This is a genomic window from Massilia sp. TWR1-2-2, from assembly GCF_049897565.1.
Classification (GTDB): Bacteria; Pseudomonadota; Gammaproteobacteria; order Burkholderiales; family Burkholderiaceae_D; genus JAFCUW01.
In genome coordinates, this window is record NZ_JAFCWM010000022.1 from 54,588 (window position 1) to 77,719 (window position 23,132).

Consider the following 23,132-nt stretch of genomic DNA (forward strand, 5'->3'; position numbering starts at 1 on the left):
GGTCAAGCGCCGCGTTACCGCGCGCGCCATTTAGTCCAGAAACGCCTCCCGTACACCGCGTCCACCTGTCCGGCCGTCCGCCTGCGGACAGCCGCGGACAGCGCCGGACAGTGGGCCGGCACCGCGGCCGTCATCAAAATCAAGCACTTAGTGACTGGCATAAAGATTGCCTATTCAAAGTCTTTTGCAACTGTTAAGGTTGCCAAGGTTTTTTTTAACATTAGCAATAAAGATCGACCCGATTCAGGTTGTGCCGCAACAGCGTTGCCACCATCGACAGGTGACGCTCCTTCGTCAGTGCTTAGTGAGTACTTCTTCAGGAGATTCAATGGAACGTCGTGCCTTTCTCAATATCAGCGGCCTCGCCTTGGGCACCATGCTGGTGCCGGTGGTTGGACGCGCGGTCGCCGCCGAAGAGCTGCTGACCCCCCTCGCCGCGAAATTCAAGAAGACATTGGCCGACGTTGGCCTCAACGCCGCCACCCAGGCCGGCGCCAGCTACTGCGACGTGCGCATCGGCCGCTACCTGAACCAGTTCATCACCACGCGCGACCTGAACGTCGAAAGCGTCACCAATACCGAGTCGGCCGGCGTCGGCGTGCGCGTCATCTGCAACGGCGCCTACGGCTTTGCCGCCACCTCCGACATGTCGCCCGACGGCGTCGCCGGCGCCGCCCGCCAGGCCGTCGCCATCGCCAAGGCCAACGCCCGCCTGCAGTCCGAGCCGGTGCGCCTGGCGCCCGTCAAGGGCGTCGGCGAAGTGGCGTGGGCCACGCCGATCAAGAAGGACTGGCGCGCCGTGCCGATCAAGGAAAAAGCCGAGCTGCTGATCGCCGCCAACAAGGCCGGCATGGACGGCGGCGCCAGCTTCATGCAGTCCTTGATGTTCCAGGTGAACCAGCAGAAGTACTTCGCCTCCACCGACGGCTCCTACATCGACCAGGACGTACACCGCATGTGGATGCCGGTGTTCGCCACCGCGGTCGACAAGGCCACCAACAAGTTCCGCTCGCGCCAGGGCCTGTCCTCGCCCGTCGGCATGGGCTACGAATACCTCGACGCCCGTCCCGAGCACAAGGTCAAGGCCGCCGGCGGCGTCTGCACGCTGTACACCGATTCGTATGACCTGATCGAGGACGCGCGCGCCTGCGGGCGCCAGGCCAAGGAGAAGCTCACCGCCAAATCGGTCGCGCCGGGTAAATACGACCTGGTGCTCTCGCCCGAACACATGTGGCTCACCATCCACGAGTCGGTCGGCCACCCGACCGAACTCGATCGCGTGCTCGGCTACGAGGCCAACTACGCCGGCACCAGCTTCGCCACGCTCGACAAGTGGCAGTCGAAGAAATTCAAGTACGGCGCCGACCGCGTCAACATCGTCGCCGACAAGACCGTTCCCGGTTCGCTCGGCGCCGTCGGCTACGACGACGAGGGCGTCAAGTGCAAGAAGTGGGACATCATCAAGGACGGCATGCTGGTGAACTACCAGGCCACGCGCGACCAGGCCCACATCATCGGCGAGAAGGAATCGCACGGCTGCTCGTATGCCGATTCGTGGAGCAGCGTGCAGTTTCAGCGCATGCCGAACATCTCGCTTTCGGCGGGAACGAAGAAGCTCACGCCGGATCAAATGATCAAGGACGTCAAGAAGGGCATCTACATCGTCGGCGCCGGTTCCTTCTCGATCGACCAGCAGCGCTACAACTTCCAGTTCGGCGGCCAGCTGTTCTACGAAATCGTCAACGGCAAAATCGGCGCCCCGCTCGAAGACGTGGCTTACCAGTCCAACACCCAGGAGTTCTGGAATGCCTGCAGCGCGATATGCGACGAAAGCGACTGGCGCATGGGCGGCTCCTTCTTCGACGGCAAAGGACAGCCGTCGCAGTCGAGCACCGTGTCGCATGGCTCGTCGACCACGCGCTTTAACGGCATCAACGTCATCAACACCGCCCGCAAGATCGGCTGACCATGAAACTACTTAGCCTTGACGAGACCCGCCGTATCACCGACCGCGTGATGTCCTTCACCAAAGCCGACCAGTGCACCGTCACGCTGACCGGCAGCCGCACCGGTAACATCCGCTTCGCCCGCAACAACGTGTCGACCGCGGGACTGGTCGACAACGCCCAGCTGTCGGTGTCGGTCGCCTACGGCAAGCGCCAGGGCACCGCCATCATCAACGAGTTCGACGACAAGTCGCTCGAAAAAGTCGTGCGCCGGGCCGAAGACCTGGCCCGCCTGGCGCCGGAAAATCCCGAGTTCATGCCGGCGGTCGCCAAGCAGGCCTACAAGCCAAGCGCCACCTTCAGCGCCAGGACCGCGGCCATCGATCCCGACATGCGTGCCCAGGCCGCCGCCTACAGCATCGAGGCGAGCCGCAAGAACAAGCTGGTATGCGCCGGCTTCTTCACCGACCGCACCTCGTTTGAAACCATCGCCAACTCGAACGGCGTGTTCGGCCACCAGCAGGCCACCTCGCTCGACTTCACCTGCACCGTGCGCACCGAAGACGGGCGCGGTTCGGGCTGGGTCAAGCGTTCGGCCGGCGACTTCGCGCTGTTCGATCCGCGCGAAGCGTCCGACGTCGCCATCGAAAAAGCGCTGCGTTCGGTCGAGGCCAAGGCGCTCGAACCTGGCCGCTACACCGTCATCCTCGAGCCGGCCGCCACGTCCGACCTGATCGGCTACATGCTGTCCGGCTTCGATGCCCGCCAGGCCGACGAGGGCCGCAGCTTCCTGTCCAGGAAAGGCGGCGGCAACCGCCTCGGCGAAAAGCTGTTCGACAGCCAGGTCAACATCTGGTCCGACCCGTGGGACAAAGATGTCGCCGTACTGCCGTGGGACAGCGCCACCATGCTGCCGCGCGAGCGCATGGCAATGATCAAGGACGGCCGCGTCGCCGCGCTGGACTACTCGCTGTACTGGGCCAGGAAGCAGGGCGTGCGCCCGGTCGGCTCGCCCGGCAACATGATCATGGCAGGCACCAGCAAGTCCACCGCGGAGCTGATCGCCAATACCAAGAAGGGCGTGCTGGTCACCCGCACCTGGTACATCCGCCTGGTCGACCCGCAGTCGGTGCTGCTGACGGGCCTCACGCGCGACGGCACCTTCTACATCGAGAACGGCAAGATCAAGCACCCGATCAAGAACTTTCGCTTCAACGAAAGTCCCGTCACGATGCTCAACAACATCGAGGAAATCGGCAAGCCTCAGATCATCGCCGGCGACGAAGTGCAGTACTCGATGCTGATCCCGCCGATGAAAGTGCGCGACTTTAATTTCACGTCCCTGTCGGACGCGGTGTAACTGGAGAGATTGTGGAACGACGTACCTTCCTTAAAATCAGCAGCGGCGCCACCGGCGCCATCCTGCTGCCGGTGTTCGGCAACGCCATCGCCGCCGAAGAGCTGCTCAATCCGATGGCGGTCAGCTTCAAGAAGACCCTCGCCGACGCCGGCCTGAACGCCGCCACCAAGGCCGGCGCCAGCTACTGCGACGTGCGCATCGGCCGCTACCTGAACCAGTCGATCACCACGCGCGACCTGCGCGTCGAAAACATCATCAACACCGAGTCGACCGGCGTCGGCGTGCGCGTGGTGGCCGGCGGCGCCTACGGCTTCGCTTCGACCAACGACATGTCGCCGGACGGCGTCGCCGGCGCCGCGCGCCAGGCGGTCGCGATCGCCCGCGCCAACGCCAAACTGCAGACCGAACCGCTGCGCATGGCGCCGGTCAAGGGCACAGGCGTGGTGAGCTGGGCCACGCCATTCACGAAAGACTGGCGCGCCGTGCCGGTCAAGGACAAGGCCGAGATGCTGATCGCCGCCAACAAGGCCGGCCTCGACGCCGGCGCCACCTTCATGACGGCCAACCTGTTCCAGGTCAATCAGCAGAAGTACTACGCCTCCACTGACGGCTCCTACATCGACCAGGACATCCATCGCCTGTGGGCGCCGATGACGGCCACCGCGGTCGACAAGGCCGCCAACCGCTTCCGCACCCGCGACAGCCTAGCCGCGCCGGTCGGCATGGGCTTCGAATACTTCGACGCGCGCGCCGCCGACAAGGTGCAGGCCGCCGGCGGCGTCGCCACGCTCTACACCCGCTCCTGCGACCTGGTCGAGGATGCGCGCGCGGCCGGCCGCCAGGCGAAGGAAAAGCTGTCGGCCAAGTCGGTCGAGCCGGGCAAGTACGACCTGGTGCTCAGCCCCGAACACCTGTTCCTGACCATCCACGAGTCGGTCGGCCACCCGACGGAACTGGACCGCGTTCTCGGCTACGAAGCCAACTACGCCGGCACCAGCTTCGCCACGCTCGACAAGTGGGCCACCAAAAAATTCAAGTTCGGCGCCGACCGCGTCAACTTCATCGCCGACAAGACCACCCCCGGTTCGCTCGGCGCGGTCGGCTACGACGACGAGGGTGTCGCCGCCAGGCGCTGGGACATCATCAAGGACGGCGTTCTGGTGAACTACCAGGCCACGCGCGACCAGGCCCACCTGATCGGCGAAAAGGAGTCGCATGGCTGCTCGTACGCCGACTCGTGGAACAGCGTGCAGTTCCAGCGCATGCCGAACGTGTCGCTCGCCGCCGGCAAGGAGCAGCTCACCCCCGACGAGATGATCAAGGATGTCAAGAAGGGCATCTACATCCTTGGGCGCGGCTCGTACTCGATCGACCAGCAGCGCTACAACTTCCAGTTCGGCGGCCAGCTGTACTTCGAGATCAAGAACGGCAAGATCACCGGCCCGCTCGAAGACGTCGCCTACCAGTCGAACACCCAGGAATTCTGGAATTCGTGTTCCGCCATTTGCGATCAGCGCGACTGGCGCATGGGCGGCTCGTTCTTCGACGGCAAAGGACAGCCCAGCCAGGTCAGCGCCGTGTCGCACGGTTCGGCCACCACCCGTTTTAACGGCATCAACGTTATCAACACCGCTCGCAAGATCGGCTAAGGAGACTTCAGGATGAAACAGCTGAACCAGGAAGAAGCAAAGCGCATCTGCGACCGCGTGCTCGGGTTTTCCAAGGCCGACGAATGCCGCGTCGTCATCGACGGCAGCCGCCGCGGCAATATCCGCTACGCGCAAAACAGCGTCACCACCGCCGGCCTGAACGAAAACACCCAGCTCACCATCAGCGTCGCCTTCGGCAAGCGCCAGGGCACCGCTACCATCAACGAATTCGACGACAAGTTGCTCGAGCGCGCGGTGCGCCGCGCCGAAGACGTCGCCCGCCTGGCGCCGGAGAATCCGGAGTTCATGCCGGCCATCGGCAAGCAGGCGTTCAAGCAGTCCGCTACCTACAACGCCGCCACCGCCGCCATCGATCCCGACTACCGCGCCGAAGTGGCGTCGCACAGCATCGTCGCCGGGCGCAAGAACAAGCTGCAGACGGCCGGCTACTTCGTCGACACTACCGGTTTCCAGACCATCGCCAATTCAAATGGCCTGTTCGGCCACCAGGAATTCACCAGCCTCGATTTCACCTGCACCGCGCGCACCGAAGACGGCCGAGGCTCCGGCTGGGTGACGCGTTCGGCGTCCGACGCGCGCAAGTTCGATCCGCGCGAAGCGTCCGCCGTCGCCATTGAAAAAGCGCTGCGTTCGGTCGACGCCAAGGCGCTCGAGCCGGGCCGCTACACCGTCATCCTCGAGCCGGCGGCGACGTCGGAGCTGATCGGGCGCATGTTCGGCGCCTTCGATGCGCGCCAGGCCGACGAGGGCCGCAGCTTCCTGTCCAAGAAGGGCGGCGGCAACCGCCTCGGCGAAAAGCTGTTCGACGAGCAGATCAACATCTGGGCCGACCCATGGCATCCTGATGTTCCGGTGCGGCCGTGGGACAACACGATGATGCCGCGCGAACGCACCGACGTCGTCAAGAACGGCCGCATCGTCTCGCTCGACTACTCGCGCTTCTGGGCGCAGAAGCAAAATGCCAAGGCCACCGCCCGTCATGGCAACATGATCATGTCGGGCGGTTCGAAGTCGCTGGAAGAACTGATCGCGTCGACCAAGAAGGGCGTCGTCGTCACCCGCACCTGGTACATCCGCCAGGTCGATCCGCAGTCGCTGCTGCTCACGGGTCTCACCCGCGACGGCACCTTCTACGTCGAAAACGGCAAGATCAAGCACCCGATCAAGAACTTCCGCTTCAACGAGAGCCCCGTCTCGATGCTCAACAACGTCGACGAACTGGGCAAGCCGCAGATCATCGGCGGCGACGAAGTGGCGTACGAGATGCTGATCCCGCCGATGAAGATCCGCGACTTCAACTTCACGTCGCTGTCGGACGCGGTGTAACGGGGCGGGTATGCGGCCGGTCGACTTCTATTTTACGCGCCTGACGTACGAGTCGGGCGACTGGGACGTCGACATCCGCATGCCGAGCAACGTGCTCAATTCGCTGGTCGAATACACCACGCTGCGGGTCGATCCGGCCGAACGCGTGGTCGCCCTGTCCGACCCGAAGATGCTGGAGGCGCCGTTCTGCTACCTGGCCGGCCACAAGCTGGTGCAGTTCACACCAAGCGAGCGCAAGAATTTCGAACGGTATGTGCGCGGCGGCGGCTTCGTGTTCGTCGACGACTGCAACCACGACATCGACGGCCTGTTCGCCAAGTCGTTCGAGGCCGAGCTGGCGAAGATGTTCGGACCGAAAGCGTTGAGAAAAATCCCGAACACGCATCCGGTCTATTCGAGCTTCTTCAAGTTCGACGGCCCGCCCAACACCGGCAATGAACTCAATGGCTGGGGCGACGACCTGGTGCACGACTACCTGAAGGCGATCGAAATCAACGGCCGCGTGCGGGTGCTGTACTCGAACAAGGACTACGGCTGCGAGTGGGACTACGACTTTCGCAACAAGCGCTGGCTCGTCATCGACAATACCCGCTTCGCGGTCAATATCATTCAATATGCTTTAGGAGCCTGACGTGTCGGAACGTGATGCAATCGCCTGGAACGAAAACGAAATCGAAGCGCTGACGGCGAAAGTCGGAGCGCTCAAGGCCAGCATGGCGCGCGTGATCGTCGGCCAGGAGCAGGTCATCGAGTCGCTCATCATTTGCCTGCTGGCCGGCGGCCACGCACTGGTCGAAGGCGTGCCGGGCCTGGGCAAGACGCTGCTGGTCAAGTCGCTCGCGCAGGCCACCGACATGCAGTTTCGCCGGGTCCAGTTCACGCCCGACCTGATGCCGTCCGATATCGTCGGCACCGAAATCCTCGAAGAAGACACGGTCACTCGCCAGCGCGTGTTCCGCTTCCAGCAGGGTCCCGTGTTCACCCAGGTGCTGCTGGCCGACGAGATCAACCGCGCGCCGCCAAAAACGCAATCAGCGCTGCTCGAAGCGATGCAGGAACGCGCCGTCACCTTCGCCGGCACCACCCACAAGTTGCCGCAGCCGTTCTTTGTGCTGGCCACCCAGAACCCGATCGAGCAGGCCGGCACTTATCCGCTGCCGGAAGCGCAGCTCGACCGCTTCTTGCTGCGCATCGACGTCGGCTATCCGAGCGAAGACGAAGAGATGGCGATGGTCGCGCGCACCACCCACTCGGTGCTGCAGGATGCGGTGCCGGCGATGGACGTGGCCAGCCTGCTGCGCTTGCAGCTGCTGGTGCGCGATATCGAAATCGGCGAGCACCTGCTGCGCTACGCCACGCGCCTGGTGCGCGCCACCCGGCCGCAAGAGAGCAAGGTGCCCAGCGTGTTGAAGCACGTCGGCTGGGGTGCCGGTCCGCGCGCCGGCCAGGCACTGGTACTGGCCTCGAAAGCGCGCGCGCTGATGCACGGCCGCCTGGCCGTCACGCGCGACGACGTCCAGGCCATGCTGCTGCCGGTGCTGGCGCACCGCGTGCTGCGCAATTTCGAAGCCGAAGCGGACGGCGTGGCGATCGCCGACATCCTGCGCGCGCTGGGCGACGAGATCCGCGTCGGCTGACATGCTGGCGACACCGGCGCAGCTGGCGCACAGCACCGACCTGAACCTGGTCATCCGCTACGTGCTGGCCGGCCTCGGCCACGGCATCCATGCGGGCCGCGAGCGTGGCGCCGGCGTCGAGTTCTCCGAGTACCGCGCCTATGCGCCGGGCGACGAGTGGCGCCGCGTCGACTGGAAGCTGCTGGCGCGCGCCGACCGCTATTTCGTGCGCGAGGCCGAGCGCGACAGCCACGTCGCCGTCTGGCTGTGGCTGGACGCCAGCGCCTCTATGGCCGAACCGAGCCGCAGCGTGGCGGGTCTGGACAAGCTGCAGTACGCGCGCGCCGTGCTGGCCTGCATCGCCGCCATCGCCCAGCGCCAGGGCGATGCCTTCGGCCTGATCGTCTGCGGCGGCGACCGAGTGAAGTTCACGCCTGCCGCGCGCGGACCCCGCCAGATGCAGCGCATCCTGGCGCAGCTGTCGCGCACCGAAGCGCAGGGCAGCCTGCCGCCGGCCGAGACATTGCGAACCAGCCTGCATTTCGCCCGTTCCCCAAGCCTGGTGTTCGCCGTCAGCGACTATCTCGACTGGCCATCGGCCCAGTCGGAAGCGCTGCTGCGGCTGCGCCACATGCGCCACGACGTGCGCGCGCTGTGCCTGCAGACCGACGCCGAATGCGACGCCAGCTTCGCCGCCGGCAGCGCATGGCGCGACCCTGAGGCTGGCGCGGGCCTGTTCCGCTTCGAGCAGCAGGCTTACCAGAAGAACCGCGCCGGTCATTTCGCCGCCATGACGGCGGACTGCCGCCGCAGCGACATCCGCACTCTCGAAGCGCGCATCGAACAACCGCTGCAGACGGTGCTGCGCGCGTGGCTGCGCCAGGCGGGCCGCGCATGAGCATGTGGTGGCTGGCCATGCCCGTGCTGCTGCTGCCGATATGGTGGCACCGGCAGAAGCGCGAACGCAGCAACGCACAGCCGCTGGCGACGGCGCGCTTCCTGCCGCGCGCCGATCCGCAGCAGCAGCGCGTGTGGCGCTGGACCGACCGGCTGTTGCTGCTGGTGCGCTGCCTGCTGCTCGCCGGCGTCATCGCGCTGCTTGCAGACGTCACGCTGCCGTGGCGCGGCGACACTGTGCTTGTGGCGCCCGGCGCCGATGCCGCCTGGCTCGATCGCCAGGTGACCGAGGCCGGCTTCGCGGGCGCAGTCCGGATTACCGTCGCCGATCCGCTTGGCTATCTGGCGCTGCACGAGCGCGAATGGAAGGCCAGCGCACGTCTGCTAGTAGCCGGCAACGTGCCGATGCCGGCGCTGCGGCCGCAACTTCGCCACAAGGTCGAGCTGCGCACGCTGGCCGCGCCATCGCCTGCAGCGGAACATCGCGTGGCCATCGTCAGCAAGCGCGCGCCGCAATGGCGGGCGCTGTTCGCCGCGCTGGACGGCGTGCAAAAATTTGTCGTCACCGACACGCCGGACTCAAAGTCGGAACTGATCGTGTGGGATGTGGCCGAGGCGCCGCCTGCCGGCCTGCGCGTGCCGCTGTGGTGGGTCGGCGACGCCAGCGCCTTCCCCGAACTGCGCAACGCCAGGTCGGTCGATGGCCTGCGCTACGCCGACAGCGCGCGCGGGCGGCTGTGGACTGCCGCGCCGCCGGCCGACGCCGGCTCCGCGCGCAGCCTGTTCGAAACCTGGCAGCGCCTGCATTACGCGCCGGCGCCTTACTCCGCGCCTTCGCAAACAATTGCGGCGTCCACGGTACAGGCGGCGCCGGCGGCCGGGGCGCTGCGCGACATTCTGCTGATGGCGCTGGCGGCGCTGTTCGCACTCGAAAGGATACTGTCCCATGCAAGCCGACGCTGACATCGTTGCGCGCGTCTGGCGGGCCGCCTGGCGGCGCCGGCTGCCGCTGTGGCTGGGCGCGCTGCTGCCGTGGTGCGTGCTGCGTTCGCCGATCGGCATCGCCGCCGCACTGGCGCTGGTGGCGTTCGACGGCTGGCGCCTGCACCGCCGAGTGGCCGCCAACTGGCCGCGCTGGCTCGACGGTGCAATCCCGGAACTGGAAGACAGCAGCCTGCTGCTGGCGCATGCGCCAACTCCCGTCGCGCAGTTGCAGCGCAGGCGCCTGCTTGCGCGCGCGGCGGCGGTACTGGACCTGCCGGCGGTGGCGCGTACGCGCGTTCGCGGCGGCTATCACTGGATCGCCGCCAGCGCCCTGGTGGCGCTGGGCGTATGGGCCTGGGGCGCGCGTGCCGGCATGCCGAGCGTGGCGCCCGCTGCCACGCCGGCCGCCGCCGCGGCCATCGCGCCGGGCCAGGTCTCGCTGCGCGTCACGCCACCGAAGTACACAGCGGTCGCGCCGTTCGAGTCGGCGCCGCGCGACCTCCAGGTGCCCGAACACAGCGTGGTGCAATGGTGCGGCAAGGACGCGGTAATTGAACTGAGCGATGGCCAGCAGCTCGGCACCGGCGCCGCTTGCGCGCAGTGGAGGGCGACCGAATCGGTATTCTGGCGACTGCGCGGGGCGCGCTACAGCCTGCGCGTAACGCCCGACCAGCCGCCGCTGATCACCATCACGGCGCCGACCGACATGGTGCAGGTGCTGGCGGCCGATGCGAAGAGCGCCGCCATCGCGGTATCGGTGCGCGACGACTACCAGGTCAGCCGCGCCACCTTGCACCTGACGCTGGCGCGCGGCAGCGGCGAGAACATCCGCTTCAGCGACCGCGAAGTGCCGCTGCCGGCGTCCAGCGATCCACGCGCGCGCAACTGGGCGCGCCAGTGGACGCTCGCCGAACTGGGCATGGAGCCGGGCGACGAACTGTATTTCTTCGTGCGGGCGGCCGACAATGCCGAGCCGGTTCACAGCGTGCAGTCGCCGACCTACACGCTGCGCCTTCCCGGGCTTGTCGGCACCGAAGACGAGACGTCGGCGCTGCCAATGCTGGTCAAGCCGGAGAACCTGCGCAGCCAGCGCCAGGTCATCATCGATACCCAGCAACTGATCGCGGACATGAAGGCGCAGCCGAAAATGGCCGCGGCATTGGCGCGCAGCCGCAGCGAGTCGATCGCCGGTGACCAGGCGCAGCTGCGCCGCCGCTACGGCCAGTTCCTCGGCGAGGAGTCGAGCCTGTTCGGCGGCGACGAGCACGATAAGGAAGAGGGCAAGCACGACGTGGTGGCCGAGTTTGGCCATGCCCACGACCAGGCGGAGAACGCCACGCTGTTCGACGAGGGCACCAAGAAAGTGCTGCGGCGCGCGCTGTCGGCGATGTGGGATGCCGAAAAGGCGCTGCGCGCGATCACTCCGCAGCCGGCGCTGGCGCCGGAACACAAGGCACTCGAGGCGATCAAGCAGCTGCAGCAGGCCGACCGCATCTACCTGCACAAGACGGCGTTCGCGCCGCCGCCGATCAAGGAGGCGCTGCGCATGAGTGGTGATGTAGTGGGCGCCAAGAGCTACCGGCGCGCGCAGGACGCGGCCAACGACCCGGTGCCGGCGGAAGTGCGCGAGCTGCTGCGCGCCCTCGGCGGCGACGGCGCCTTGCCGGCGCTGTGGAGCCGCAGCGCGCACGACTGGATCCGCGCGCGCATCGCCGGCGACGAGCAGCGGCTCGAAGCGCAGCGCGCGGTGCAGGATGTGGCCGACGGCTGCGCGTCCTGTCGCCCGGTACTGCGCGCATGGATCCGCGGCGCCATCGCCGATGCGCCGGTGCTGCTGCAGGCCACGCCGTCGGCCAGCACGCCGTTCACCCAAGCGTGGCGCAGGGCGGCGCCATGACGATGACCGCAATCGGCCTGATTGGACTGGGCAGCGCCGGCGTCTACCTGTGGCGGCGCCGCTGGATCGACGCGTTGCTGGTGCTGGTTGCCGCCGCGGTGATGGCCGGCATCGGCGGCGATTTTTCATTGCCGCACACCGCCGCCAAGGCGACGCTGACTGGCGACGGACTGACCGAAGCGCAGTGGCGCGACCTGCCGGCGCGGCCGCTGGCGTGGACTGCGCCAACCAGTCCCGTGCTGCGGCTCGATTTTCCACGCCGCCTGACGCTCGGCCGCATGTTCACATTCACCATCCATCGCGACAAGCCCGGCGCGGCGCGCCTGCAACTGCTGGCGGAGAACAAGCAAGTCATCGCCGAGGCCAGCGGCTCGGCGGCGTCGCTCAGCGTGCAGTGGCTGCCGCCGGCCGCCGAACTGCTGGCGCTGCGTGCGCGCTTGCTGGACGCCGCCGGCAAGACGCTGGCCGAAGGGCCGGTGCCGCTCAACGTGGTGGATGCCGCGCCGCTGCGGGTACAAGGGCGCTTCGCCGCGCCGTCGTTCGACCTGCGCGTGTTGAACGAACTGCTGGCCAATAGCGGCGCACTGCTCGACTGGCAGGTCACGCTCGGCAAAACCGTCACCCGCAACGAGACCGCGCGCGAACCGATGGCCGCGCCCAACCTGCTGATCATCGACGCCGCCTGGTTCGAACGCGCATCGGAAAGCGCGCGCGCGACGCTGCTTGCGCAAGGCACGCCGCTCGTCATCCTGGGCGCCAATGCGTTTGAGCCCCGCATCTGGCAGCGCGCGCTGCAGCTCGACCTGAAGCCGCAAGCCGATGGACGCGTTGCCGGCGCGCTGGCAATGCCGGTGGCGCCGTTCAATCCGGTTGCGGGAACCTGGACTGCCGGCGACGGCACGTTCTGGACCCGCGGACGCATCGCCTGGGTGGGCGTGGGCGACTGGCACCGACTGGCGATCAGCCAGCCGCGCCAGCTCGGCATGTGGTGGCAGGGTGTGCTCGACGCCGCAGGCGTGAAGGTGCAGCAGGAAGTGGCATGGGAAGAGCCGCGCGAGATGGCCTTTGCGGGCCAGCGGCTGGAACTGTGCGCGCAGGGCGTCAATGGAGACGCCGTATTCCCGTCGCTGCAGCAGAAGGTCAGCTGGCAGCGCCGGCTTGACAAGGCCGATGCGTCTTGCGTGGCGGTGTGGCCGCGCCAGGCGGGCTGGCTGAAGATGGAGGGGAAGGGCGGCGAGACGTACGTGTTCGATGGCGCAGACTGGCCGCAGTGGCAGGCGGCGCAGCGGCGCGATGCGACTACCCGCTACCTCGCCCGCACCGCGGCGCCGGCGGCGACCGGCAGCACGCCGTTGCCGGCGTGGCCGTTCGCATTGCTGTTCACGCTGGCCATGCTGGCGCTGTGGTGGCGCGAGCGTGGCCGGCGCTCCGCTTAGAAAGCGTAGTCGGCGCGCAGGTAGCCGGAGCGGCCATTGATGCCGATCGGGCAGGTCTCCCAGCAGTGGGTGAAGCCCAGCTGCGGGAACGGCGCCGCCTTGGTCTTGTCCCACTCGGTCGGGTAGGTGTCGAACACGTTGTTCATGCCGGCCGACAGGCTGAAGCGCTTGGTGAACGAATAGCGCATCGTCAGGTCGACCAGCCACTTCGCTTCCCAGGTCTGGATGAACGGCGCGGTGAACCCCTGGCCCTGCACTTCACCGTAGTAGTTGGCGCGGGCGTTGACGTTCCATGCGCCGGCCGTGTAGTCGGCGCCGACGACGTGGTGCTGGCGCGGCTGGCCGCGTTCGATCAGCGTCACCTGCGAATCGTCGAACAGCTGGGCGCCCGACAGCACCGGCGACTGCGAATGGCGGTTCTTCACCTTGGTGCGGTTAAAGCCCAATTGACCCGAAAGCACCAGCGTGGCGTTGCTCAACTTGGTGGTGTGATCGGCGACCAGGTCGAAGCCGTCGGTGGTGGTGTCGATCGCGTTGGTGAAAAACTGCGCCTGGCCGACCTTCAGCGGGTCGAGGATGGCCTTGATCGGGCACGCCGCAGCGGTCAGGCAGGCGCCCGATTCCGGCGCGATGTTACTCGAAAAGACGATGCGGTCGTCGATGTTGGTGCGGTACAGGTCAGCCGTCACGGAGAAGCCCGTGACCGGCCGCAGGATCATGCCGATGCTGCCGCTTTGCGACGTTTCCTGCTTCAGCGGCGAGATGCCGAACGCACGGGTGACGGCGCTGCCCTCGCGCGCGGTCAGTGTCTCGGTCAGCACGCCGGCCGTGTTCAGGTTGGTCGACACCGAGCTGTAGAACTTCTGCTGCACGCCCGGTGCGCGAAAGCCCGTCGACACGCTGCCGCGCATGCCGATGGTGCGCGACGGGTCGTAGCGCATGCTCAGTTTTCCGGTGGTCGTGTTGCCGAAGTCCGAATACTTTTCGAAGCGGATCGCGCCGGCCACCAGCAGCTGCGGCGTCAGGTTGTGTTCCGCGTCGAGGTAGGCGGCGACGTTGTGGCGCCCGGCGTCGACGGCGGTGCCTGGCGTGTAGCCTGGGAAGCCCTGGGCGCCGGAGGCGGCGATGCCGCCGGTCTGGTCGAAGATCTTGATGGCCGGGTTGTTGGTGCGCCCGTACTGGTAGGAGACCGGATCGCCCGCTTCGATGGCGTAGTTGTCGCGGCGGTACTCGAAGCCGCCGGCCACCAGCAGCTTGGCGCCGCCGATGTCGACCGGCCCGCGCAGGTCGGCGTTGAAGGTGGTCTGGTTGAATTTCAGGCGGCCGGTGTCGGCTTCCAGCGGCGATTCGGCGTAGATGCCGCCGCCCGGTTTCGGCTCGTACCAGTAGCTGACGTTGATCGAATTACGCTCGTGGAAACCGAGCTCGCTGCGGCCGTGGTTGACGCTGACGTCGAACTTCCAGTCGCCCGCCAGGTCGCGCTTGTAGCCCACTGCCAGCGAGGCGTCCTTCACGGTCGTCATGATGTTCGGCAGGTAGCCGTTCGGGTACACCTTCGGCACCGTGCGCCCGTCGCCGGCGGAGCGGAAGAAGCCGGCCGAGTCGCCGGTGCGCTTGGAGACGCCGCCGAAGGCATAAAACTCGCTGTCTTTGCCCAGCGGGAGGGCGGCGTTCCACCACAGGTAGGCATCCTTGGCCAGGCTGTCGCCGATGCGCTGGGTCACGCGCGGCGGATTGACGCGCAAGGTATCGAGGCCGGCGCGGTTGGTTTCGCCGCGGTGGCGCCCTTCGACCGACAAGTTCAGGTAGCCGCCGTCGGAGCCGAGCGCCAGGCCGGTGTTGGCGCTGCCGGAGACCAGGTCGCCGTCGCCCTTCGACGTGGTGCCGACCGTGCCGCTCAACTGGGTCTCGCCCACTTGCGACTTGAGGACGATGTTGATCACGCCGGCGATCGCGTCCGACCCGTACTGGGCGGCGGCGCCGTCGCGCAGCACCTCGATGTGGTGGATCGCCGACAGCGGAATAGCGTTGATGTCGGTGCCGGCGGAGCCGCGGCCGATGGTTTGCTGGACGTTGACCAGCGCCTGCTGGTGGCGGCGCTTGCCGTTGACGAGCACGAGCAATTGATCCGGTCCGAGGCCGCGCAAGGTGGCCGGTCGGATGATGTCGGTGCCGTCGCTGATGAACGTGGAGGTGAAGTTGAATGACGGGTCAAGCGTCTGCAGCAGCTTGCCCAGCTCCAGCGGGCCGGCGTTCTGCATGTCCTTGGCGCTGATCAGGCCAACCGGCACGGCGGTGTCGAGGGCGGTCTTGGCGCTCGAGCGCGAGCCGAGCACGACGACCGACGGGGTGCCTTCGTCGCTTGGGCGGGCCTGCTGGCCGCCGGCCGCTTCCTGTGCGCCGGCGTGGTTCAGGGCCGCCAGCAGCGCCGAGGCGAGCAAGGTGCGGTTCAGGTTGGCTCTTCCGGTCTGTTTCGTCATTGCGTGTCTCTTTCTGTTGTTTATTTTTAAAGTCGCGCGCGCGCGCGTGCGCGTCGCCCGGAAGATGCTATAGGACGGCAAATGGTCTGTACAAGCCGCATCGAATGACTGTTGTATTTATAGGTAGTCAGGCAATATTTTGCGCTACTCAACAAAAAAGAAGGTAGTATTTACGCCCGTGGCGGCGGCTGCCTGCGGGCTGTCCAATATATTTCCTATGGGTAAGAAAAATACGGTATTCTTAAGTGCAATATTGTATTTATCTTAATATGGGAGCCGCGATGGACTTGGTCTACAAGAACGAAAAAACGCTGTTCGGCATCATGCTGGTGCTATCGCTGCTGTTGTGGATCGTGCTGGTGGTGGGCACGCTGGGGCTGGCGCTGGTGTACGGCGCGCTGTTTTTTCTCGCCTACTGCTTCGCCCAGTCGGCGCTGATATCGCACATCAAGGGCAACGGTGTGCAGATCACCGCGCAGCAGTGTCCCGACCTGCACCGGCAGATCGCTGCCTGCTGCGAGAAGCTCGGACAGAACGAGCAGCCCGACGCCTACCTGATGCAGATGGGCGGCGCCTTCAACGCCTTCGCCACGCGCTTCTTCGGCCGCGATTTCCTGGTGCTGTACTCCGACGTCGTCGACGCCCTCGAAGACAATCCGGACGCGCTCAATTTCTACATCGGCCACGAGATCGGCCACATCAAGCGCCGCCATCTCAAATGGTCGACCGTGCTGCTGCCGGCGTCGATCCTGCCAGTGATCGGCGCGGCCTACTCGCGCGCCCGCGAGTACACGTGCGACCGGCACGGCATGGCCGCGTGCGACCATCCGCGCAACGCCGAATTCGGCATCGCGGCGCTGGCCGCCGGCGGCAAGCGCTGGCGCACGATGAGCAAGAGCGAATACATCGGCCAGAGCCGCCACACCGACAGCTTCTGGATGTCGTTCCACGAGCTGGTGGGCGACTACCCGTGGCTGGTCAAGCGCATGGGCGCCGTGCGGGCACTGGCGCAGGGACAGCAACCCAGCCAGCCACGGCGCCATCCGATGGCGATGGTGCTGGCGCTGTTCGTGCCGCGCCTTGGCGTCGGCGGCGGTGGCCATACCCGCCTACCAGGACTACGTCAAGAAGAGCCAGGTCGCGGCGGCCTACGAGGGCGGGCGCCGGACTACCGCTGCGGTGGAAAAGTACTTCTATGCGAATGACAAGGTACCGGCCACGCTGGAGGCGGCCGGCGCATCGGCGCAGCCGGCCGGAAACGCATCGATAGAGCTGATCCAGCTGAACCCGGAGAACGCGGTGATCCGCGTGCTCACCCGCATGACGACCGTGCACGGCCAGGGTGTGCTGGTGTTCGCGCCATCGCTCGATGCGAACAAGCGGATCGCATGGAAGTGCGGCGCCGAAGACATCGACGCCAAATTGCTGCCGCCGCAATGCCGCCAGATCGGCAACGGCCAGTAAGGCGCGTTGCGGCCGGTGGCGGCGGGACTTACCGCTGCTGGTCGTGCATCCATTCCTTCAGGCCGGTGACCCAGCCTTTGGCCGGCAGGTTCATGCCGCGCTTGATGGCGCCGGCGCGTTCGTACAGCACGCTGAAGTCGATCTGCGGCGCGTTCTTGAAGGCGACGACGACGATGTTCGCATCGTGCACTTCGGGCAGCCAGACCACGGCGTCGAAGATCTGCTCCATCGCCTGCAGGTTCTTGTCGTAGTTGGCGAAGTCGCCGAACACATTGGTGGTCATGATGCCGTCGGCCGTGAGGCAGTCGTAACAGCCCTGGTAGAACTCGGGCGTATCGAGCACCGGGCCGCGCGCGTCTTCGTCGTACAGGTCGACCTGCAGCACGTCGACGCTGTTGCGGCTGGCCGGATCGAGCACGAAGTCGAGCGCGTTCATCTCGCGCACCGACAGGCGTGCGTCGTCGGGCGGCAGCTCGAACAGCGCGCGGCAGATGGCGATCACGTTCGGATTGAGTTCGACCGCGGTGATGCGGGCGCCAGGCAGGCGCCGGTAACAGAACTTCGTCAGCGCCGCGCTGCCGAGGCCGAGCTGGACGATGTGGCGCGGCTGCTCGCAAAACAACAGCCACAACATCATCATCTGGATGTATTCGAGCTCGATGGCGTCGGGTTTGTCGAGCCGCATGGCGCCTTGCACCCACGAGGTACCGAGGTGCAGGAAGCGCACGCCGCGAAACTCGGTGACGGTGGCCGGCGGATGGCCGGGCTGCTCGAAGCGGCCGCTGGCGGCTGGGTTGGTGCGGTTGGACGGCATGGGTGGCTGGTTCGGCTGCGAAAGCCGATCTTACCATCCCGGCCGCCCGTGTCAGGCGCGCCAAGCCGCGACGTAGGCCGGCGTGGCGACGCCGCATCCGGGCTCCGGCACCGGCGCTTGCGGCGTCAATGCCATTGGCAGCACGCCGACCCAGGCTTCGATATGCATGTCGTCGGCGTCGTCATGCGGCCCGCCGGTGCGCACCTTGCAGGCCGCTTCGGTCAGCGCGATGCGCATCACCGTGGTGGCGGCGTACTCCTTGTCGCTGCCGGCGCGCACGTCGGCCTGGCGGCCGGGCGCCACCTTGTCGATGAAGGCGCTCATCGATGCGCGCTTGGCGGCGTCGCCATCGACCGCTTCGAACTGTCCATACATCACCGCCGAACGGTAGTTCATCGAATGGTTGAAGGCGGAGCGCGCCATCACCAGGCCGTCGAGGTGGGTGATGGTCACGCAAGCCTGGGTGCCCTTCATCAGCAGCCTTGTCAGCCGCCCGCCATTCGAGCCGTGGATGTACAGGTGCCCGCCTTCGCGCCAGCACGCGGTCGGAATGCAGTGGGTGCTGGCGCCGTCGTGGAAGGCGACATTGCACAGCCAGGCGGCGTCGATGATGGCGTGCAGCGTGGCGTTGTCGTAGTCGGCGTAATTGGCGTTGCGGCGCACGCGGGCGCGGTCGGTGGGTGCGGAAGGTGCGGTCATTTCAGTCCTGTCAAAAGAATCAGGCTCCAATATAGTGGAAAGATGGTTCCTTCATAAGGTCCACTTGGGTCTCGATTTATAGGGCCACGCAAGAGTCGTCCAACCGATGCGGCGGTCGCGACGCAAGGGCCCGAGCCGAATGCCGCGAACTGTAGAGTAGTCCTTCCGACCACACACCGGGGGGGCAAGCGGGCAGGATCAAGGCCACGGTCAGGCCGCCGCCTTCGCGGTTGCCAAGCGTGATGCGCCCGCCATGCGCTTCGGCGATCGCGCGCGCCAGCGCCAGTCGGAGCCCGGTGCCGCTGCGCTTGGTGGAGTAGAGCGGCACCAGCGCATTGGTCAGCACCGCCTCATTCATGCCTGACCACCACCGGGCTCTGTGCCGACAATCGGATACGGACCCGGCAATAGCCGGCGTTGAAGACGAGGTCGTGTCCGAATGTCGGCACTAGACCCCGGCGATTTCGGATCAGGCCGTGTCCGATTGCCCGCATTCGGACACTGAATCGGCTTTAAAGATGGTTGACTGCTGAGCTCGTGTCCGGATGTCGGCACTGACCCCGTGGGTTCAGACCCCGGGGGGGCAGCGGGGGTTCAAGCCGGCAGGATCAGGGCCACCGTCAGGCCGCCGCCTTCGCGGTTGCCCAGCGTGATGCGCCCCCCATGCGCTTCGGCGATCTCGCGCGCCAGCGCCAGTCCGAGCCCGGTGCCGCTGCGCTTGGTGGAGTAGAACGGCACCAGCGCATTGGTCAGCACCGCCTCGTTCATGCCGGGACCGCGGTCGGATACTTCGATGCGCAGCATGTCGGCCACGCGCTTGACGTTCAGCTCGACCTGGCCGGGCGGCGATCCCGATTCGTGCGCGTTCTTCAGCAAATTGAGGAGCGCCTGTTCCATCTGCGCCGGGTCGATCATCGCCGGCGCCGCCGGCGTTTCGCCAACCAGCCGGAACGCCACCTGCGACGACAGCCGCGCCAGGAAGCCGTCCCAGCCGCACGCTTCGATGCGCGGCGCCGGCAGCTTGGCAAAGCGCGCATAGCCAAGGATGAACGTCTCGAGGTGGCGGGTGCGCTCGCCGATCGTTTCGAGAATCTGCGGCAGGCGTTCGGTCTGGCCGCGCCGCACCAGCTCCGCGCCGGAATGCGCCAGCGACGTCAGCGGCGCCAGCGAATTGTTCAGTTCATGGCTGATCACGCGGATCACCTTTTTCCACGTCTGCACTTCCTGCCGGCGCAGTTCGACCGTCAGCTGGCGCAGCAGCAGCAGCTCGTGGCGCCGCCCGTTCAGGCTGAAATTGCGGCGCGCCAGGTGGTATACCTCTTCGTCCTCGCTGTCGCCGGTGGTAAACAAGCCATCGCCGCCGCGGGTGACGGCGTCGCGCAGCGCGGCGTTGGACTGCCGCAGGATCTCGCCGAGCTGGTGGCCTTCGAGCTTCCTGCCCTGGTTGAGCAGCTGGCGCGCGGCGATGTTGGCGTAGACGATCGGGCGCGCGCCGCCGGCGCCGTCGGCCACCAGCAGCATCGCCACCGGCGTGTTCTGCACCATCGTGTCGAGCAGCAGCTCGCGCTGCATCAGGTCGAGCCGCTGTTCGCGCAGCACGTTGCCAAGCGCGTTGTGGGCCTCGATCAGGTCGGACAGTTCGTCGTTCTGCTGCCAGTGCAGGCTGAACGAAAAGTCGCCGTCCTTGTAGCTGGTGACGGTGCCGGCCAGCGCGCGAAACAGCGACAGGATCGGCTGGATCTGCGAACGGATGGTGATGATCGACAGCGGCACCATGCATAGCAGGCAGATGCCGAACACCAGGCCTGGGCGGTCCGGCAGCAGCCGGGTCAGGCCCAGCGCGATCAGGATGCCGAGCGCGAGCAAGGTGCCGACCAGCGCCGACCAGCGCGTCACCAGCGAGAGGCGAAACCCTTTGCCGGCCGCGCCGCTCATCCGGGACGGGCGATGCCGAGCCGCTCCATGCGCCGGTACAGCGCCTGGCGCGACAGGCCCAGTTCGGCCGCGGCCTGCGCCACCACGCCGCCGGCGCGGGTCAGCGCGCCGCTGATGACGTCGCGGTCAGGCTCGACCTCCAGCGCCGGGGCGGCGGCCGCCGGCAATCCGAGGTCGGCCGCCTGGATCACCGCGCCGGAGGCGAGCAGGCTGGCGCGGGCGATGACGTTTTTCAGTTCGCGCACATTGCCCGGCCAGCCGTGTGCAAGCAGCGCCGCTTCGGCGCCCGGATGCAGGCTCTTGCCGGCGCCGAGGAAGCTGGCCGCCAGCGGCAGGATGTCGGCAGGGCGCGCCGCCAATGGCGCGATGCGCAGTTCGATCAGGTTGAGGCGGTAGAACAGGTCTTCGCGGAAGGTGCCGGCGCGGATCATCGCCGGCAGGTCGGCGTTGGTGGCGCTGATGACGCGCACCTTGACCTGGCGCTCGCGGTTCGATCCGAGTCGCTCGAAGCGGCCCGTTTCGAGCACCCGCAGCAGTTTCATCTGGCCGGCCAGCGGCAGGTTGCCGATCTCGTCGAGGAACAGGGTGCCGCCGTCGGCCGCTTCGAATTTGCCTTCGCGCGCCTTCGACGCGCCGGTGTAGGCGCCGGCGTCGGCGCCGAACAGTTCGGCCTCGATCAGTTCAGCGGGCAGGGCGCCGCAGTTGAGCACCACGAACGGGCCGTCGGCCACCAGCGAATTGGCCTGGATGATGTCGGCGATGCGTTCCTTGCCGGTGCCGTTGGCGCCGCTGATGAGCACCGGCACGTCGGCGCGCGCGACCTGGCATGCCAGGTGCAGCACCCGTTCGGTGGCCGGGTCCTGCCACACCATGCCGCGCAGGTCGAAGCCGTTTTCGAGCTCGCGGCGCTGGCGCCGTTCGCGCCGCACGCGCTGCTGCAAGGCGCGGTTGGCCTGGCCGAGTTCGATCAGGTTGGTGACGGTGGCGATCAGGCGGTTGTCGTTCCACGGCTTGGACAGGTAGTCGGCGGCGCCTGACTTGACCAGGTCGACGGCGGCGTCGAGGTGGGTCCAGGCGGTCAGCAATATCACCGGCAGGTCCGGGTGGCGCTTGCGGATCTGGCGAAACAGCCCCGCGCCTTCCTCGCCGGAGGTGGTGTCGGCGCTGAAGTTCATGTCCTGGATGACCAGGTCGACCTGCGAGCGCTCCAGCAGCGCCAGGCCCTCTTCCGGCGAGGCGGCGCGCAGCGCGTCGATGTCGTGCAGCGAAAACAGCACGTCGAGTGCGATGGCGACGGCCGCGTTGTCGTCGATGATCAGTACAGTAGGCATACGGCTAGTCTACCATTGCGGCGCGGGTGGCAGGGGCGCCTCAGGCGGTGCGGGTGGCGGTGGCCGGCGAGATGGTGGCCGCCCGCCATGCCGGTCCGTACACGGCGATGACGCCGAGCGCGAAAAACAGCCCGGTGCCCCACGCCAGGTATTCGAGCGGCAGCTTGGTCATTTCGAGCTTGCTGACCAACAGCTGGTTCAGGCCGATGGCCAGCAGCACGCCGCCGACGATGCCGGCGCCGGTGATCATCAGGTTCTCGGCGATGAAGTAGCGCAGGATGTGGGCACGGCGCGCGCCCAGTGCGCGGCGCACGCCGATCTGCTTGCGCCGCTGCGTCACCCACAGGCTGGCCATGCCGACGATGCCGCTGGCGGTAATGACCAGCAGCAGGACGCTGACGGTGATCAGCATCCACGACAGCGCCTTGTCGGCGCGGTAGCGCTCCTTGCGATCGTCGAGCGTGTTCTTCACCCGGATCACCACCGGCACCGGCGCCGACTTGGCCATCGCCGCTTCGGCTTCCTTCATGACGCGGTCGCGCTGGCCCGGTTCGGTGCGCACGGTGTACATCGCGCCGGGAATGCCGCCCAGCCCGCGGTAGGGGAGAATGGCGGACAACTCGCCTTCCTCGCCGATTTGCGCCCACGGTTTTTGCAGGCGCTCGATCACACCGACGACCTGGGTGGCGTGGGCGTCTTCGCCGACGCCGAACAGCAGCGTCTTGCCGACCGCGCTCTGGCCCGGCCACAGCTTGTCGGCCAGCGCCTTGGTGATGATGCTGGTGTTCGGTTCCTCCTTGCTGACCTGCTCGTCGACTTCGAGCACGTCGGCCGGGGTGAAGTCGCGCCCTTCGAGCAGCTTGAGCTGCCAGGTCTTGATCAGCGAATCGGCGCTGCGGTACTTGGCCGCGTTGGCGCTCTGGTTGACCTGCTTGCGGTCGAGCGAGACGCTGCTGTTGCCGCCCGAATTCCCGAGCGGCATCTGGTTCGCGGTGGCCACCGAGTCCACGCCCGAAATGGCCCGCAGCAGTTCGATTTCGCGCCGCTGCACGGCGGCGTCATATTCGGCGCTTTCGCGCGTCAGGTAGCGGCTGTTGATGTAGAAGACCGAGCTTTCGTCGGCGATGCCGCTAGCGCGCGCCGCCACTTCCTGGCGCACGCTGACGATGTGCAGCGCGTTCGACAGGATGGCCAGGCTCAGGGCGACCTGCACGGCGACCAGCACCGCGCCGGTCTTGTTGCGCATCAGCGCTGAAAGAATAGGACTCATGGACATG

At 66.8% G+C, this 23,132-nt stretch carries 19 protein-coding genes; 12 read left to right on the plus strand and 7 right to left on the minus strand.

The window, feature by feature from the left end:
• Window positions 1–328: 328 nt before the first annotated feature.
• Genes ACP7DD_RS19455 through ACP7DD_RS19500 form a run of 10 tightly spaced genes read left to right on the plus strand, consistent with a single transcriptional unit; the run spans window position 329 to window position 13,132 of the window.
• Window positions 329–1,966: a TldD/PmbA family protein gene (locus ACP7DD_RS19455; RefSeq protein WP_426176452.1), complete on the plus strand. Its 1,638-nt coding sequence runs from the start codon at window positions 329–331 to the stop codon at window positions 1,964–1,966.
• A 2-nt stretch (window positions 1,967–1,968) separates the two neighbouring features.
• Window positions 1,969–3,306 (plus strand): TldD/PmbA family protein, encoded by a 1,338-nt coding sequence (locus tag ACP7DD_RS19460; RefSeq protein ID WP_426176453.1) that lies wholly within the window; start codon window positions 1,969–1,971, stop codon window positions 3,304–3,306.
• A gap of 11 nt (window positions 3,307–3,317) precedes the next feature.
• A complete protein-coding gene (locus tag ACP7DD_RS19465; protein ID WP_426176454.1) occupies window positions 3,318–4,955 on the plus strand; it encodes a TldD/PmbA family protein in 1,638 nt (545 codons plus the stop codon).
• A 12-nt stretch (window positions 4,956–4,967) separates the two neighbouring features.
• Entirely contained in the window at window positions 4,968–6,302 is a 1,335-nt protein-coding gene (locus ACP7DD_RS19470; protein ID WP_426176455.1) for a TldD/PmbA family protein, read from the plus strand.
• 10 nt (window positions 6,303–6,312) lie between these two features.
• A complete protein-coding gene (locus ACP7DD_RS19475) occupies window positions 6,313–6,933 on the plus strand; it encodes a DUF4159 domain-containing protein (protein WP_426176456.1) in 621 nt (206 codons plus the stop codon).
• A 1-nt stretch (window position 6,934) separates the two neighbouring features.
• Window positions 6,935–7,939 carry an AAA family ATPase gene (locus ACP7DD_RS19480; RefSeq protein ID WP_426176457.1) on the plus strand — a complete coding sequence of 335 codons (1,005 nt, stop codon included), beginning with the start codon at window positions 6,935–6,937 and terminating at the stop codon, window positions 7,937–7,939.
• 1 nt (window position 7,940) lies between these two features.
• Window positions 7,941–8,816, plus strand: coding sequence for a DUF58 domain-containing protein (locus ACP7DD_RS19485; protein WP_426176458.1), 876 nt, complete (start codon window positions 7,941–7,943; stop codon window positions 8,814–8,816).
• Window positions 8,813–9,778, plus strand: a complete 966-nt coding sequence (locus ACP7DD_RS19490) for a BatA domain-containing protein (RefSeq protein WP_426176459.1) — start codon at window positions 8,813–8,815, stop codon at window positions 9,776–9,778. The genes ACP7DD_RS19485 and ACP7DD_RS19490 overlap by 4 nt, the downstream gene beginning before the upstream one ends.
• On the plus strand, window positions 9,762–11,696 hold the full coding sequence (locus ACP7DD_RS19495; RefSeq protein ID WP_426176460.1) for a DUF4175 family protein: 1,935 nt from the start codon (window positions 9,762–9,764) through the stop codon (window positions 11,694–11,696). Before ACP7DD_RS19490 ends, ACP7DD_RS19495 begins: the two co-directional genes overlap by 17 nt.
• The gene (locus ACP7DD_RS19500; RefSeq protein WP_426176461.1) at window positions 11,693–13,132 is read left to right on the plus strand and encodes a hypothetical protein; all 1,440 of its coding nucleotides are present in this window, start codon (window positions 11,693–11,695) and stop codon (window positions 13,130–13,132) included. Before ACP7DD_RS19495 ends, ACP7DD_RS19500 begins: the two co-directional genes overlap by 4 nt.
• On the opposite strand, the gene ACP7DD_RS19505 is transcribed toward ACP7DD_RS19500, so the two are convergent.
• Window positions 13,129–15,612 (minus strand): TonB-dependent receptor plug domain-containing protein, encoded by a 2,484-nt coding sequence (locus tag ACP7DD_RS19505; RefSeq protein WP_426176462.1) that lies wholly within the window; start codon window positions 15,610–15,612, stop codon window positions 13,129–13,131. The two genes, ACP7DD_RS19500 and ACP7DD_RS19505, sit on opposite strands and share 4 nt — an antisense overlap.
• Before the next feature lie 281 nt (window positions 15,613–15,893).
• Here ACP7DD_RS19505 and ACP7DD_RS19510 point away from each other — a divergent pair, with 281 nt between their 5' ends.
• Window positions 15,894–16,817 (plus strand): M48 family metallopeptidase, encoded by a 924-nt coding sequence (locus ACP7DD_RS19510; protein ID WP_426176463.1) that lies wholly within the window; start codon window positions 15,894–15,896, stop codon window positions 16,815–16,817.
• Window positions 16,792–17,076, plus strand: a complete 285-nt coding sequence (locus ACP7DD_RS19515) for a pilin (RefSeq protein ID WP_426176464.1) — start codon at window positions 16,792–16,794, stop codon at window positions 17,074–17,076. Before ACP7DD_RS19510 ends, ACP7DD_RS19515 begins: the two co-directional genes overlap by 26 nt.
• Before the next feature lie 28 nt (window positions 17,077–17,104).
• Here ACP7DD_RS19515 and ACP7DD_RS19520 read toward each other — a convergent pair whose 3' ends face one another.
• From ACP7DD_RS19520 to ACP7DD_RS19545, 6 genes are all read right to left on the minus strand, one after another.
• On the minus strand, window positions 17,105–17,890 hold the full coding sequence (locus ACP7DD_RS19520) for a spermidine synthase (RefSeq protein ID WP_426176465.1): 786 nt from the start codon (window positions 17,888–17,890) through the stop codon (window positions 17,105–17,107).
• A 51-nt stretch (window positions 17,891–17,941) separates the two neighbouring features.
• Entirely contained in the window at window positions 17,942–18,589 is a 648-nt protein-coding gene (locus ACP7DD_RS19525) for a pyridoxamine 5'-phosphate oxidase family protein (protein WP_426176466.1), read from the minus strand.
• A gap of 76 nt (window positions 18,590–18,665) precedes the next feature.
• Window positions 18,666–18,947, minus strand: coding sequence for an ATP-binding protein (locus tag ACP7DD_RS19530; protein ID WP_426176467.1), 282 nt, complete (start codon window positions 18,945–18,947; stop codon window positions 18,666–18,668).
• Window positions 18,948–19,183: 236 nt separating this feature from the next.
• Window positions 19,184–20,524, minus strand: a complete 1,341-nt coding sequence (locus tag ACP7DD_RS19535) for a sensor histidine kinase (protein ID WP_426176468.1) — start codon at window positions 20,522–20,524, stop codon at window positions 19,184–19,186.
• A complete protein-coding gene (locus tag ACP7DD_RS19540) occupies window positions 20,521–21,855 on the minus strand; it encodes a sigma-54-dependent transcriptional regulator (protein ID WP_426176469.1) in 1,335 nt (444 codons plus the stop codon). The genes ACP7DD_RS19535 and ACP7DD_RS19540 overlap by 4 nt, the downstream gene beginning before the upstream one ends.
• Before the next feature lie 40 nt (window positions 21,856–21,895).
• Entirely contained in the window at window positions 21,896–23,131 is a 1,236-nt protein-coding gene (locus ACP7DD_RS19545; RefSeq protein WP_426176470.1) for an ABC transporter permease, read from the minus strand.
• Window position 23,132 lies beyond the last annotated feature (1 nt).